Below are 12,744 nucleotides of genomic sequence, written 5' to 3'. Positions count from 1 at the left end.
GGGGCGCCGACTGGCGCCCCGTTCGTGATTGCGTGCTTAGGCGTTACTGCACCGGCGCGATCAGGTGATCGACCGCCGCCTTGACTTCGGCGTCGCTCAGGTTCGGATTGCCGCCCTTGGGTGGCATGACACCGAGACCGTTGATGGCGCTGCTATACAGCGTTTCCACGCCCTTCTCCAGACGCGGGCTCCAGGCGGCGGCGTCGCCACGCTTGGGCGCCCCGGCCACGCCGGTGGCGTGACAGGCCGTGCAGACTTGAGCGTAGATCGCCGCGCCGTCGATACTACCGCCGGCAGCCGCGACCTCGGTCGTAGCGCCCTCGGCGGGAGCCGCTTCGGCATCCGCTGTCGCGTCTTCGGCTGCCGCAGCGCCGGCGTCGCTGCCGGTGTCGATAGCAACATCGTCGCCGCGCACCGGCTCGGTCAGATAATTCACCGCGCTCTTCACGTCCTGGTCGGAGAGGCTCGGGTTGCCACCCTTGGCGGGCATCGCATTGAAGCCATCGATGGCATGGGCATACAAGGTTTCCATGCCTTTTTCCATGCGCGATCCCCAGGCGGCGGCATCGCCCCGTTTGGGCGCGCCGGCGGCGCCGGTGTCATGACAGGCCATGCACACGCTGGCGTAGATTTCCTCGCCCGATTTGCCACCGCCACCGCCACCCGCGGCGGCTGCCGGTGCGGCGCCACCGCAATCCTCGTCGACCAGGCACAGCTCGCCCACCGGTGCCAGGCGCTTGGCGATGGCTTCATTAGACATATCGGAGGACTGGGCCGAGGCCGTGCCGACGGCCAGACCCAGGGTAGCCAGAGCCCCCATGATCCATTTCTTGAATTTCACTCTCACCACCTCTTACGGTCTTGTAATCGAAACCCGATCGACGCAATAGCGTGAAGGTCGACAGTATACCGATAACCTTAATAAGCGCGAAATGGCCACACTTTGTGCCGCACCCGGCAATCGGCCGGCATCGGCTCGCGACCACCCGGAGCCGCTGGACAGTCGCCTGTCAGGCATATAGGATTGTTGCCGCTTTCAAGGCTTGGTCCTTGCAAGTTGCCACGCGCCCATAGCTCAGCTGGATAGAGTACCGCCCTCCGAAGGCGGTGGTCGTAGGTTCGAATCCTACTGGGCGCGCCAAATATTAAAGGGCCTGCGAGACATCGCAGGCCCTTTTTAATGCTCGCTCGGCTGCCTGTAACCACGCAGGTAATCACAAGCGACAATCCAAAGGCAGCGGAGATGAGTTCTCATCCTTTTTGGCTCTTCGCAGGTTGGCCTGAAACGGGCAGACTTGGAGGGCCACAACAGCGAGAGTCATTCCGCTTGAGGAGTCAAGGTCGGTCGGCCAACCAGCGCCAGGTAGATGACCAGGGCACTGGCTCCGGCCAGGCCGATGACCAGTACCATCGGCAGCGCCGTGCCGTCGTACAGGCGACCGACCAGGGCGCTGGAGGCCGCCGCCGAGCCCATCTGGATGAAGCCCAGCAGCGAGGCGGCGGTGCCGGCCATGTGCTGGAAGGGGGCCAGGGCGCCAGCGATCAACTGCGGCATCATCATGCCCGAGCCGATGCCGTAGATGACCTGCGGCCCGATGATCGCCGCCACGGCATCGGTACCGCTCATCGTGAATGTCACCAGCAGCGCGCCGGCCAGAACCAGTAGGCTGCCGCCAGCGAGAATCAGGCGGTGGCCGCCGACCCGGGCGGTCAGGCGCGCACCCAGCAGGTTGCCGGTGATGAAGGCCACCACCACGAACAGGAAGTACCAGCCGAAGCGGGCTTCGGGCACGTCGAACAGCTCGATCAGCACGAACGGCGCGCCCGACATGAAGCCGTAGTGGCCGGCAAACATCAGGCTCACCGCCAGCGCATGGGCGAGAAAGGCGCGGTTGCCGATCACCGCCAGGTAGTTGCCCGACACCGTGCGCGGATGCAGGGGCTGACGGCGGTCTCGGGGCAGCGACTCGGGCAGGCCGACGCTGACGATGGCCAGTGTCAGCGCCGCATAGAGGGCCAGGACCAGGAAGATCGACGGCCAGCCGAATGCCACCAGCAGCGTGCCGCCCACGACCGGGGCGAGCGCCGGAGCGACCGCCACAGTACTGCCCATGTAGGCGAGCTTCTTCGCCGCATCGATCGGCTCGAAGGTATCCCGGACCATCGCCTGCGCCAGTACCATGCCGGACGCCGCGCCGAAGGCCTGGAGGAAGCGGTAGCCGAACAGCCTATCGATGCTGTCGGCGAACGTGCAGCCCACGCTGCCCAGGCAGAACAGGGCCATGCCGGTGAGCAGCAGCGGCTTACGCCCGAAACGATCGGCTAGCGGTCCGCAGAGCAGCTGCGCCACTGCCAGGCCGATCATGTAGGCACTCAGCGTCAACTGGACCTCGTCCGCGCCGACGCCGAACGTCTCGGCCATGGCCGGGAAGGCGGGCAGGTACATGGAGGTGGCCAGCGGCCCCATCGCCACCATGGCGGCAAGAACGACGACGGCAAGCGGCGAGGTGAGCTTGATCATGGCTATCCAATTCGATGATCGGATAGCAATTCTACGTCGTCGCGTATCGCATTAGCCAGCTAACGAAGAGAGCAAGGCGGTGCGCAGGCTATCAAGCCCCGGTTCATGTCGCGTCACGGATCAGCGCCATCAGGGCCGTCGCTGCAGCCGAGAGCGGGTGACGCCGGCGCATGATGACACCCAGTTCGCGAGTAATGGTTGGTTCGACCAAGTGACGGTAGGCGATGCCGTCGCCAGCGATCTGCCGGAAGCTAAGCGCCGGCAGCACACTGATACCGATGCCGGCCGCCGCCATGCGGCCCACCGTGGCGATCTGGCTGACATCACAGAGGATATCGAGCGGCTTGCCGACCTCGGCCATGATCCGGTCGATGTCCTGCCTGGAACTCGACAGCCGGTTGATACCGATGAACGGATAGCCCGAAAGCTGTGCCCATGCCACGTCGTCCTGGGCCAGCAAGGGATGTCCATGAGGGCAGACGACGACATAGCGGTCGGCCAGGATGGGTTCGAAGACTAGGTCGTCGGATTCCTGGGGCGGGACCGAGAATCCCAGATCGGCACGACCCTCGCGCACGAGCTGATTGACCTGATCGGCAAGTACGTCATGAAGGCTCAGGTTGATTTGCGGATGACGCTCTCGAAAGGCCGCGATGATGCCCGGCAATAGGCCCGCCGCCAGGGTGGGCAGTGCAGCGATGGTGACCTTGCCGCGCTTCTTCATGAAGCGCTCGTTGAGATCCTCGAAGGCTTCCGTCCAGTCGTTGAGCAGGCGTATCGCCACGGGGAGGAAGGCTTCTCCCTCTGGCGTGAGCCATAGCTGGCGAGTCGTGCGGGCGAACAGAGGACCGCCAACCGTCTCTTCGAGCTTGCGGATGGTAATGCTCAGCGCCGGCTGCGAGAGATGAATACGTTCACTGGCCTCCGCCAAGCTGCGCGAATGGGCCACCGCGACAAAGGCTTTGAGCTGCTTGATGCTGGGATTCATTTAATAAATATAAGGAATCTTAAAAACTATTCAATATACAAAATAATCTCTGGCGGCGACCCTGCAGAGGAAGGCGCTGAGCGCCCGGCGCCATGCCACACAACAACAAGGGCCTGCAAATGCGGCCCATGGAGCCAACCATGAAAACGCTACTCACCGCCGTGGCGGCCAGCCTTGCTGTGCTCGCTGTTTCTTCCACTGTCCAGGCTGAAGAGCGCCTGCTCATCGGCTCGACCTCCGGCTCGTCGAGCCACTATGGCTATTTCGTGGCCGTCAATCAGATCATCAACAACCAGGTAGAGGGTATCAGCTCATCGGTCGCCGAGACCGGGGCAACCGTGGATAACCTGCGCCGGATCAGTCGCAACCAGATCGACCTGGGACTCGTGACGACCAATACCGGCTATCACGCCTACAAGGGGCTCAACGACTTCGAAGATCGCCCCGTCGACAGCCGCCTGCTGTGGGTCTATACCGTGGCGCCCCAGAATGCGGTGGTACGCAAGGACGCCGGCGTTACCTCGCTAGAGGGCCTGGAAGGCGTACGCTTCAATCCGGGCATCACCGGTTCGGCCACCGAGGCCACCACCGAGGCGGTGATGAATACGCTGGGCATCCAGCCCGACTACGTACGCGGCTCGACCACCAATGTCGTGAATTCCATCAAGGACGGTCGCCTGGCCGGCTATGTGAAATCCGGTGTGGGCAACCGTCTCGATGGTTCGACCATGGATATCGCGACCTTCACCCCGATCCGGGTGCTCTCGCTGACTGACGAGCAGGCGAAGACCCTGCGTGAGGAAATGCCGGACATTGGCGTCGTCGAGATTCCCGCTGGGGCTGGGGAGGGGCTGCCGGCCTACAAGACCTGGGCATTCGGTGTCGCCGTGCATGCCCGCCCGGGGCTCGATGAGGAGACCGCCTACCAGCTCGTCAAGGCCATCATGGAAAACCCCGAGCCACAGGCCAATGCCTTCTCGGCCGTCGAGGGGGCGGACATGGCGCGCATGACGCTTGATGTCGGTACGGTACCGCTACATCCCGGTGCGGCGCGTTACTATCGGGAGCAGGGCCTTGAGATTCCCGAAGCCTTGCAGCCGGCCAAATAACGGTCTGGAGGAAGGCGCATGCGTGAACATCTGATCAAGGGGTTGGCCCTGGCACTGGGCGGGTTGATTCTCTATACCTCCGCAACCGGGCCGTTCGACAGTCTGGCCCAGCGCAGCGTCTTCCTTGCGCTGGCCCTGCTGCTCGGCCTCGTTATCTATCCACTGGGGGCCGGCACGCACTGGCGCCCTCTGGGTATTGCTATCGATTTGGCACTGGCGGCCAGTGCGGTGGTGGCCTGTGGTTACATCGCTATCAACCAACAGCGGATCCTGGTCGAACTGCCCTGGGCCACGACCTGGGACATGCTGATGACCGCCGCCCTGGTGGTCACCATTCTGGAGCTATCCCGGCGTGCCATCGGCTGGATATTTCCGCTGCTGGTCGTCGCCGGGCTGGGCTATGCCTTCCTGGGGGCCTATATTCCCGGTGCACTGGGGCATCGCGGCTTTGGCCCGGCCTTCGTGACCGAGACGCTGTTCCTCGGCGACTTGGGTATCTGGGGCATGCTGGTAGGCGTGGCCGCCACGACCATCGCCGCTTTCGTTCTGTTCGGTGGCCTGCTGCTGCATACCGGCGGTGGGCAGACTTTCATGGATCTGGCCCTGCGCATCAGCGGGCGTGCTCCCGGCGGCGCCGCCAAGGTGGCCACGGTGGCGTCGGGGCTGTTCGGCATGGTCAGCGGCAGTGCCGTGGCCAACGTCGCGACCACCGGCAATTTCACGATTCCCATGATGAAGCGCCTGGGCTATCCGCGCCCTTTTGCCGCCGGCGTCGAGGCGGTCGCTTCCACCGGTGGCCAGATCGCCCCGCCGATCCTGGGTGCGGCGGCCTTCATCATGGCCGAGATCCTCGGCGAGAGTTACGTGCGCATCGCCCTGGCCGCGCTGTTGCCTGCGGTATTTTTCTATCTTGGCGTGTTCCTGACCATCCATATGGTGGCCCGGCGCCGGGGCCTGCAGGTGGTCCCCGAGGAGGAACTGCCAAGCTGGGCCTCGGTATTGCGCGCCGAACGGCTCGTGCCCATCCTGGCTGCCCTTGGGGGCCTGTTCTACGGCGTACTGTCGGGACGCTCGATTCAGACTGCGGCCTTCTATGGCGTACTGATGACCGTGCTGTCCTACACGGGCTTCGCTCTGTTGGCGCGGACTCCGCTGCGCGATATCGCTACCCGGCTATTATCGGGGCTGATCGATGCCGGCAAGGGCATGGTCATTATCGGCGTGCTGCTGGCCGGGGCGCAGATCCTGGTGGGAATGATCGGCATGACCGGTATCGGCGTGACGCTGGCCAGCCTGATTGTCGAGGTCGGTGGACAGTCGCTGTTCCTGGTCGCGCTCATCGTCGGTGGCGTGTGCCTGGTTCTCGGCATGGGCATTCCCACCACGGCAGCCTACGTGCTGGTGGCCTCCGTGCTGGCCCCGGCGCTTACCGAGATCGGCGTCGAGCCGCTGATCGCCCACCTGTTCGTCTTCTATTTCGCCACGCTGTCGGTGATCACGCCACCGGTGTGCGTGGCGGTCTTCGTGGCCTCGGGCATCGCCCAGACCGGCTGGCTTCATGCAGCGGGTGAGTCGGTGCGCCTGGCGGCGGCGATCTACGTGATTCCCTTCCTGCTGCTGATCTACCCGGCCCTGGCGGGCTTCGGCAACTGGACCGATATCGTTCTGGCCATCTGCCAGGGGCTGGCCTTCGTGACGGCGTTTGCCGCGCTGGTATCCCGGGTGTCGGTGACGGGCGTACGGCTTCTCGACATGGCGGGGCTGGCGCTGGTCATCGTCCTGGCATTGACGCCAGGCTGGCTCACGACACTCTCCGCCTTGCTGGTGCTGGCCGGGCTATATGCCAGGCATCTTACGCTGACACGACGGTACGCCGAAGCCAGACCTCTATCGGCGCAGACCATGACCCACTCCCGGGGGACACGCCCATGAGCTTTCTGCTAGGCAGTGGGGCGGGATTCTCGGGAGACCGCACCGATGCGGCGGCTCCCATCGTCGCCGAGTTGATCCGTCGTGGCCAACCCTGTGCTCTCGTCTTCGAGACCTTGGGTGAGCGTACCCTGGCCGCCGCTCATCGTGCCATGCGCGAGACGCCGGAGGCCGGATTCGAGCCGCTGCTCGATGAGTTGCTGGCCCCGGTGCTCAGGGATTGCCTGAGGCATGGCATCGCTATCCTGGGCAATTTCGGCGCCGCCAACCCCGACGGAGCCTGTGAAGTGGTGTCGCGTCTGGCCCGTCAGGCCGGTCGGCCCGATATACGCATCGGTCGGGTGCATGGCGACGATATTCGCGCCCGGTTGACAGATCTCGACCTGACCCTATGGGAGGCGGAAACGCAGGCACTGCCCGAAGCCGATCAGTTGGTCTCGGCCAATGTCTATCTGGGGGCTGCGCCGCTGGTTCAGGCGCTGGAACTGGGGGCCGAGGTCGTCGTCACCGGCCGAGTGGCCGACCCGTCACTGTTTCTGGCCCCGCTCGTTCATCATTTCGGCTGGGCCTGGGATGACTGGGATCGGCTGGCGGCAGGCATCATGGCGGGGCATCTCGGTGAGTGCGGGGCCCAGGTCAGTGGGGGGTATTTCGCCGATCCCGGTTTCAAGGAGGTGGAGGGGCTAGCCACGCTGGGCTACCCCATCATCGAGGTCGAGGTGGATGGCCGCCTGGTGGTGACCAAGCCACCGGGGACGGGCGGCTGTGTCACCGAGCGCACGGTCAAGGAGCAGCTGCTCTACGAGGTGCACGACCCCGCCGCCTACCTCACACCCGACGTGGTCGTCGACCTGAGCGGAGCGCAGGTGCGCGAACTCGGCCCCGATCGGGTCGAAGTCATGGGCATCCGCGGCAAGCCGGCACCGCCCAGGCTCAAGACCACTGTCTGCTACGAAGGCGGCTGGCAGGGCGAAGCGGAGATCTCCTATGCCGGTCCCAATGCGCTGGCCCGGGCGCGTCTGGCGGGGCAGGTGCTGCGCGAGCGGTTGGCTTTTCGGGTTCCGCAGGAGCTGCGCAAGCGCCTGGACATCGTCGGTCATGCCAGCGTCTTCGATGATGACGATGGCACGCTGCAGCGCGAGCCAGCAGCCCCGGATGGCGATTACCGGTTAAGACTAGCGGTAGAGCATCCCGAGCGAGTCTGGGTCGAGCGCGCTACCCAGGAGCTGCTGGCGCTTTACTGCGCCGGGCCGGCCGGCGGTGGCGGGGTGCGTCGTCAGCTACAGCGTCGGGTATGCACCGCGTCCTATCTGGTCAAACGCACCGACGTAGAGGCCTTCGCCACGCTAGTGGATTCCGGGAGCTCCGATCATGTCGCAAGCTGAAATACATCAAGGTCCAGCCACGGCCCCACTCCATCGGCTGGCGCATTCACGGGCGGGCGACAAGGGCAACCGGCTTAACCTGTCGTTATTCGCCTATCGCCCCGAGGCCTATAGTGCCCTCGTCGAGCAGGTCACCGAGGCACGAGTGCAGGCACTGCTTGCCCATCGGGGTGCCAGCCGGGTCAGGCGTTATCTGATGCCCAACCTGGCCGGCATGAACTTCGTCATCGACGACGTACTGCAAGGTGGGGTGAACGGGGCGCTGAATCTGGATGGCCACGGCAAGACGCTATCCTTCCTGCTGCTGGGCATGTCGGTCACGGTCGATGCCGGTCTGCTACTGGGGGAAACCTGACAGGCACTAAAAATTGAGATCGAAGAGCGGTGTAGGGAGCTAAAGGGCCATGCTTAGGTATTGACCCAGAGCGGATCTTCTCGATGACCGAAGTCAGGGCAGTGGCCCTAACCCGGCAGCAACCGACGCCTGCGCGTGGCCACCGGGCGTGCGCCGGGGAAGCGCTGCTCGATGAGTCGCATGGCGCCGGTCAGCACCAGGGTCATGGCGATGTAGATGCCGGCGATCAACAGCAGCGGCTCGTAGACCAGAAAGGTCTCATCGCGAATGATGTTGGCGGCCATGAGCAGATCCATCATGGCGATGGTCGAGACCAGCGGTACCGATTTCAGCAGCAGGATCATCTCGCCGGTCAGCGTCGGCAGGCAGAGCTGAATGGCTCGCGGTAGCCATAACCGATACAGCACCTGAAAGCGTGTCAGCCCGAAGGCGCGACCGGCGGCCAGCTCGCCACTCGGTACACTGAGCATGGCGCCGCGGATCACCTCGCCGGAGTAGGCACCGACGCTGATCGTGAAGGTCAGCGCGCCGTAGAAGAACGGGTCGCGCAGGATCGGCCAGAAAACGCTCTCCCGCAGGCCGGGAATTCCCGGTAGCAAATGCCCCACGCCGTAGTAAAAGAAGAACAACTGCACCAGCAGCGGCGTGCCGCGAATCGTGGTGGTAAAGCCACGCACCAGCATGGCCAGTGGTCGGGGGGCGTTGATCTGCATCAGCGCGAAGGCCACCGCCAGCCCCAGACCCAACACGCCGGATACGCCAACCAGTACCAGCGTGTTGACGAAGCCTTCCCATAAATAACTCTGGTAGTAAGGCTGGGTAAGCCAGGAAAAATCCATGTCGCTCTCCTTAGGCGCTGGGTTGGCCACGCCGCACGTAGCGTTCGGCACGTCCGAAGAGCACATTGGAGCCGAGAGTCATGACCAGATACAGCGCCCCGGCGACGGCATAGAACAGGAAGTAGGAACGCGTGCTGGCCGCCGCCTGCTGGGCGGTGAAGAACAATTCCTCGAAGCCGATCACGCTGACCAGCGCGGTATCCTTGATCAGGATCAGCCACAGGTTCGACATGCCCGGCAGGGCATTGGGCAGCATGGCGGGGACGACGATGCGACGAAAGCGCATCCAGCGCGAGAAGCCGTAGGCATCGGCGGCCTCGAGCTGTCCACACGGTATCGCCAGAATCGAGCCACGAAACACTTCGGTCATGTAGGCACCCTGGACGAAGGCCAGTACGCCGACGGCGGTCACGAAGCCGCTGATCTCGATCGAACCGTTCCAGCCCAACGCATCGAGTGCGCTATTGAACGCCTGAGGGCCGGCGTAATAGAGCAGGATGATCAACAACAGCTCGGGTATCGCGCGCACCAGTGTAGAGTAGCCGACGGCGGTAGCCTGTAGTGGGCGCCAGTGGCTCAGCCGCGCACTGGCGCCGAGCAGGCCCAGCAGCAGCCCGATGGCGTAGGCCAGCAGGGCGATCTCCAGCGTGACCAGCGCGCCTTGCAGAATCGGGCCTGCCCAATCGAGCAGGCCCTCGTTACGGTAGAGTTCCATGCGGATCAGCTACCGCAGATGTCGGTCCCGAAATATTGCTTCGAGAGCTGGGTACAGGTGCCGTTTTCGAGCACGGTGGCAATCGCCGTGTTGAGCTTCTCTTCAAGCGCGTCGTCATCTTCGCGCAGGCCGATACCGACCCCTTCGCCGTAGGCCTCGTGGCGCGGCGCAGTGGCGCGGATTTCGTAACCCTGGGCGGCGTCGCGCTCGACGAACTCGGTCATGGCGACCTTGTCGGCGAGGATGACATCGACACGGCCCGCCAGCAGGTCTCGGTTAGCCTGCTCCTGCTTGTTGTAGACATTGATTTCGACGCCGCTGTCGCGCAGTGCCTTGCGTGCGAAGCTGGCGTGAGTGGTCGAGCCCTGTACGCCGAGAATCTTGCCATCGAGCTCCTCGGGGATCTGCAGGTCGTTACCCTTGGCGGTGACATAGGCGCCGGGGGTGAAGTAATAAGGCACGGTAAAGTCGATGACCTTGTCACGGGCCACGGTGATCGACAGGGAGTTCATGATCATGTCGATCTTGCCCGCATTGAGTGCCGGGAAGATGCCGGACCAGCCGGTTGGGGTGATTCGGCATTCGGTCTGCATTTCGGCGCAGATGGCCAGGCCCAGTTCGACCTCGAAACCGGTCCAGTCGCCGTTGGAGCTCTTGTAGGTGAACGGTGGATAGGGTTCTGCCGAGATGCCGATCTTGAGGGGTTGCGCCGCGACGCTCAGTGTCGAGGAGATCAGTGCGGCGATGCCTGCCGCTGTTATCAAGCTGGATTTCATGGTCATGCTCCTTATCGTTATTGAGCGGATCGGCCAATTGCCGTCCACTAACGCGAGCGCTATTCGGCGCCCTGGGCATTCCGCTCAGGCCACGGACGAGACGAATCGTCGGCAGCGCTCGCTGTCGGAATGCTCGAAGATTTGTTGCGGGGTGCCCGTCGCCTCGGCGATTCCGTGGTGCAGGAACACCACCTGGCTGGACACATCACGGGCAAAATGCATTTCATGCGTCGCCAGCAACATGGTGCGGCCTTCGTCGGCAAGGCCGCGAATCACGCCGAGTACCTCGCTGACCAGTTCGGGGTCGAGGGCCGAGGTGGGTTCGTCGAACAGCAGCACGCGCGGCTCCATGGCCAGCGCGCGGGCGATGGCCACGCGCTGTTGCTGACCACCGGAGAGAAACGCCGGGTATTCGTCGCGCTTGTCGGACATGCCGACCTTGTCGAGATAATGCTCGCCGAGCGCCACGGCCTCGCGCTTGGGCAGGCGGCGCACGCGCCTCGGCGCCTCGATGACATTACCCAGCACGCTGAGATGCGGCCACAGGTTGAATTGCTGGAACACCATGGTGACCTTGGTGCGCAAGCGCTGTATCTGGCGCCGGTCGAGGCCGAGGTTGTTGCCCTGGGCGTTGCGCGTGAAGTGGATCGTCTCGTCGGCGATGCTCAGGTCGCCACGATCGGGCAATTCCAGCAGGTTCATGCAACACAGCAGGGTGCTCTTGCCCGACCCGCTGGAGCCGATGAGCGATACCACGCCGCCTTCGCGGACCGCGAGCGATACGCCTTTCAATACCTGTAGTGTGCCGTAGTTCTTGACCAGTTCGCGGGCCTCGATGGCCAGCGGCGATTTTTGCGTACCGGCCGGCGTGGTCGCCGGCGCCAATCTTGTTTTCGGTGTGTTTTCCATGCAGCAAAGCCGTTAGGTCAGTGAGGGGTCTCAGGTGGTCGTCGATAGGCACTCCTGGGCGTAGCGTTCTATTTTCTGGCAGGCACTGCGTAGCTGTTTCGAATCCACCGTCAAACCCAGCCGAATGAAGCCTGCAGCGGAAGGCCCGAAGGCTTCGCCGGCCAGCACCGAAACCGCGTGCTCGTCGAGCAGGCGATCGGCGAACGCCTGGGCACTCAGCCCGGTACGGCGGATATCGACCATCACGAACATGCCGGCCGCCGGTGTCAAAACCGAGACGACTTCGCTGTCGGCCAGCGCGTCGCAGACGCTATCGCGGCGCTCGCGGTAGGTCTCGCGCATTATCTCCAGTTCGCGAAGCGGCACCTCGAAGGCGGTGCAGGCGGCGTCCTGAATGAACTCGGGGCTGCCATACAGCATGCACAGCGACAGGCGCGAGAGATGTTGAATCAGCGTCTGCGGGCCGATCACCCAGCCTAGCCGCCAGCCGGTCATGGCGTGGGATTTCGACAGGCTGTTGATCACCGCGGTGCGCTCGGCCATGCCGGGCAGGGTCGCCGGACACACATGCTCACCGTCGAACGTCAGCTCGGCGTAGACCTCATCGGACATTACCCACAGGTCGTGCTCGACGCACAGCCCGGCGATGTCCTGCCAGTGTTGGCGGGTCATCACCTGGCCGGTGGGGTTGTGCGGGCTGTTCAGCAGCACGGCACGAGTACGCGGGGTGATCGCCGCGGCCAGGTCGTCGACGCGTAGCGAGAAGTCGTTCTCGGCGCGCAGCGGTACGCGCACCAGCGTCGCGCCGGTGGCCTGTAACGCGGCCTCGTAGGTGACGTACATCGGCTCCGGCACGATGACTTCATCGCCGGGATCGAGAATGCACTGGGCGACGCCATACAGCGCGCACTGGGCACCGGCCATCACCGCGACGTTGTCGGCATCGGCGACGCCGCCCCGCTCGCGATGCCGCCGGGCGATGAGTTGGCGCAGGCGCAGCTTGCCCTGGACGTCGGCATAGTGAGTCGCCCCACTGCACAGGCTGGCGATGGCGCTGTCGATGATCGGTCCGGGGGTGATGAAGTCGGGGTCGCCGACCGACAGCAGGGTCACCTCCTCGCCGTTCTCCTGGCGGGCCAGGGCGCGGTAGTGGATATCCCAGGCGGCGGCGCCTTCGCCGGCGATGCGTGACGTCAGGGCGGAGTAGTGCATGCGTCG

12 protein-coding genes and 1 tRNA gene are annotated in these 12,744 nt (G+C 64.2%); 5 read left to right on the top strand and 8 right to left on the bottom strand.

All coding sequences use genetic code 11. From position 1 onward, the window contains the following. Window positions 1-43 precede the first annotated feature (43 nt). Window positions 44-841 (bottom strand): c-type cytochrome, encoded by a 798-nt coding sequence (locus BLR92_RS09155; protein WP_245704157.1) that lies wholly within the window; start codon window positions 839-841, stop codon window positions 44-46. A gap of 223 nt (window positions 842-1,064) precedes the next feature. On the opposite strand from BLR92_RS09155, the gene BLR92_RS09150 reads away from it, so the two are divergent. Beyond that, a tRNA-Arg gene (locus BLR92_RS09150) sits at window positions 1,065-1,141 on the top strand. 177 nt (window positions 1,142-1,318) lie between these two features. Here the strand turns inward: BLR92_RS09150 and BLR92_RS09145 are convergent. Both BLR92_RS09145 and BLR92_RS09140 read right to left on the bottom strand, forming a co-directional pair. Then, window positions 1,319-2,521 carry a multidrug effflux MFS transporter gene (locus BLR92_RS09145; protein ID WP_089727754.1) on the bottom strand — a complete coding sequence of 401 codons (1,203 nt, stop codon included), beginning with the start codon at window positions 2,519-2,521 and terminating at the stop codon, window positions 1,319-1,321. Window positions 2,522-2,624: 103 nt separating this feature from the next. After that, window positions 2,625-3,509: a LysR family transcriptional regulator gene (locus BLR92_RS09140; protein WP_089727752.1), complete on the bottom strand. Its 885-nt coding sequence runs from the start codon at window positions 3,507-3,509 to the stop codon at window positions 2,625-2,627. Window positions 3,510-3,649: 140 nt separating this feature from the next. Between BLR92_RS09140 and BLR92_RS09135 the strand changes: the two genes are divergently transcribed. The 4 genes from BLR92_RS09135 to BLR92_RS09120 are packed head-to-tail and all read left to right on the top strand — an operon-like array spanning window position 3,650 to window position 8,287. Continuing rightward, window positions 3,650-4,618 carry a TAXI family TRAP transporter solute-binding subunit gene (locus BLR92_RS09135; RefSeq protein ID WP_089727750.1) on the top strand — a complete coding sequence of 323 codons (969 nt, stop codon included), beginning with the start codon at window positions 3,650-3,652 and terminating at the stop codon, window positions 4,616-4,618. A gap of 18 nt (window positions 4,619-4,636) precedes the next feature. Beyond that, on the top strand, window positions 4,637-6,550 hold the full coding sequence (locus BLR92_RS09130; RefSeq protein ID WP_089727748.1) for a TRAP transporter permease: 1,914 nt from the start codon (window positions 4,637-4,639) through the stop codon (window positions 6,548-6,550). Continuing rightward, the gene (locus BLR92_RS09125; RefSeq protein ID WP_089727746.1) at window positions 6,547-7,932 is read left to right on the top strand and encodes an acyclic terpene utilization AtuA family protein; all 1,386 of its coding nucleotides are present in this window, start codon (window positions 6,547-6,549) and stop codon (window positions 7,930-7,932) included. The genes BLR92_RS09130 and BLR92_RS09125 overlap by 4 nt, the downstream gene beginning before the upstream one ends. Further along, window positions 7,919-8,287 (top strand): AtuA-related protein, encoded by a 369-nt coding sequence (locus tag BLR92_RS09120; protein ID WP_089727744.1) that lies wholly within the window; start codon window positions 7,919-7,921, stop codon window positions 8,285-8,287. The genes BLR92_RS09125 and BLR92_RS09120 overlap by 14 nt, the downstream gene beginning before the upstream one ends. Before the next feature lie 107 nt (window positions 8,288-8,394). Here BLR92_RS09120 and BLR92_RS09115 read toward each other — a convergent pair whose 3' ends face one another. The 5 genes from BLR92_RS09115 to BLR92_RS09095 all read right to left on the bottom strand — a co-directional run bounded on the left by BLR92_RS09115 (window position 8,395) and on the right by BLR92_RS09095 (window position 12,738). Further along, on the bottom strand, window positions 8,395-9,126 hold the full coding sequence (locus BLR92_RS09115; protein WP_089727741.1) for an ABC transporter permease: 732 nt from the start codon (window positions 9,124-9,126) through the stop codon (window positions 8,395-8,397). A gap of 10 nt (window positions 9,127-9,136) precedes the next feature. Next, a complete protein-coding gene (locus tag BLR92_RS09110; protein WP_089727739.1) occupies window positions 9,137-9,841 on the bottom strand; it encodes an ABC transporter permease in 705 nt (234 codons plus the stop codon). Between the two features lie 5 nt (window positions 9,842-9,846). Then, complete coding sequence (locus BLR92_RS09105; RefSeq protein WP_089727737.1) at window positions 9,847-10,617, bottom strand: transporter substrate-binding domain-containing protein; 771 nt, start codon at window positions 10,615-10,617, stop codon at window positions 9,847-9,849. An 84-nt stretch (window positions 10,618-10,701) separates the two neighbouring features. Beyond that, window positions 10,702-11,526 carry an ABC transporter ATP-binding protein gene (locus tag BLR92_RS09100; protein ID WP_089727735.1) on the bottom strand — a complete coding sequence of 275 codons (825 nt, stop codon included), beginning with the start codon at window positions 11,524-11,526 and terminating at the stop codon, window positions 10,702-10,704. Between the two features lie 30 nt (window positions 11,527-11,556). Continuing rightward, window positions 11,557-12,738, bottom strand: coding sequence for a pyridoxal phosphate-dependent aminotransferase (locus tag BLR92_RS09095; RefSeq protein ID WP_089727733.1), 1,182 nt, complete (start codon window positions 12,736-12,738; stop codon window positions 11,557-11,559). Between the last annotated feature and the right edge of the window lie 6 nt (window positions 12,739-12,744).

This window comes from Modicisalibacter muralis, assembly GCF_900102945.1.
Classification (GTDB): domain Bacteria; phylum Pseudomonadota; class Gammaproteobacteria; order Pseudomonadales; family Halomonadaceae; genus Modicisalibacter; species Modicisalibacter muralis.
The sequence above is the reverse complement of the archived record's forward strand: the minus strand, read 5'-3'. Positions and strand labels throughout refer to the sequence as shown.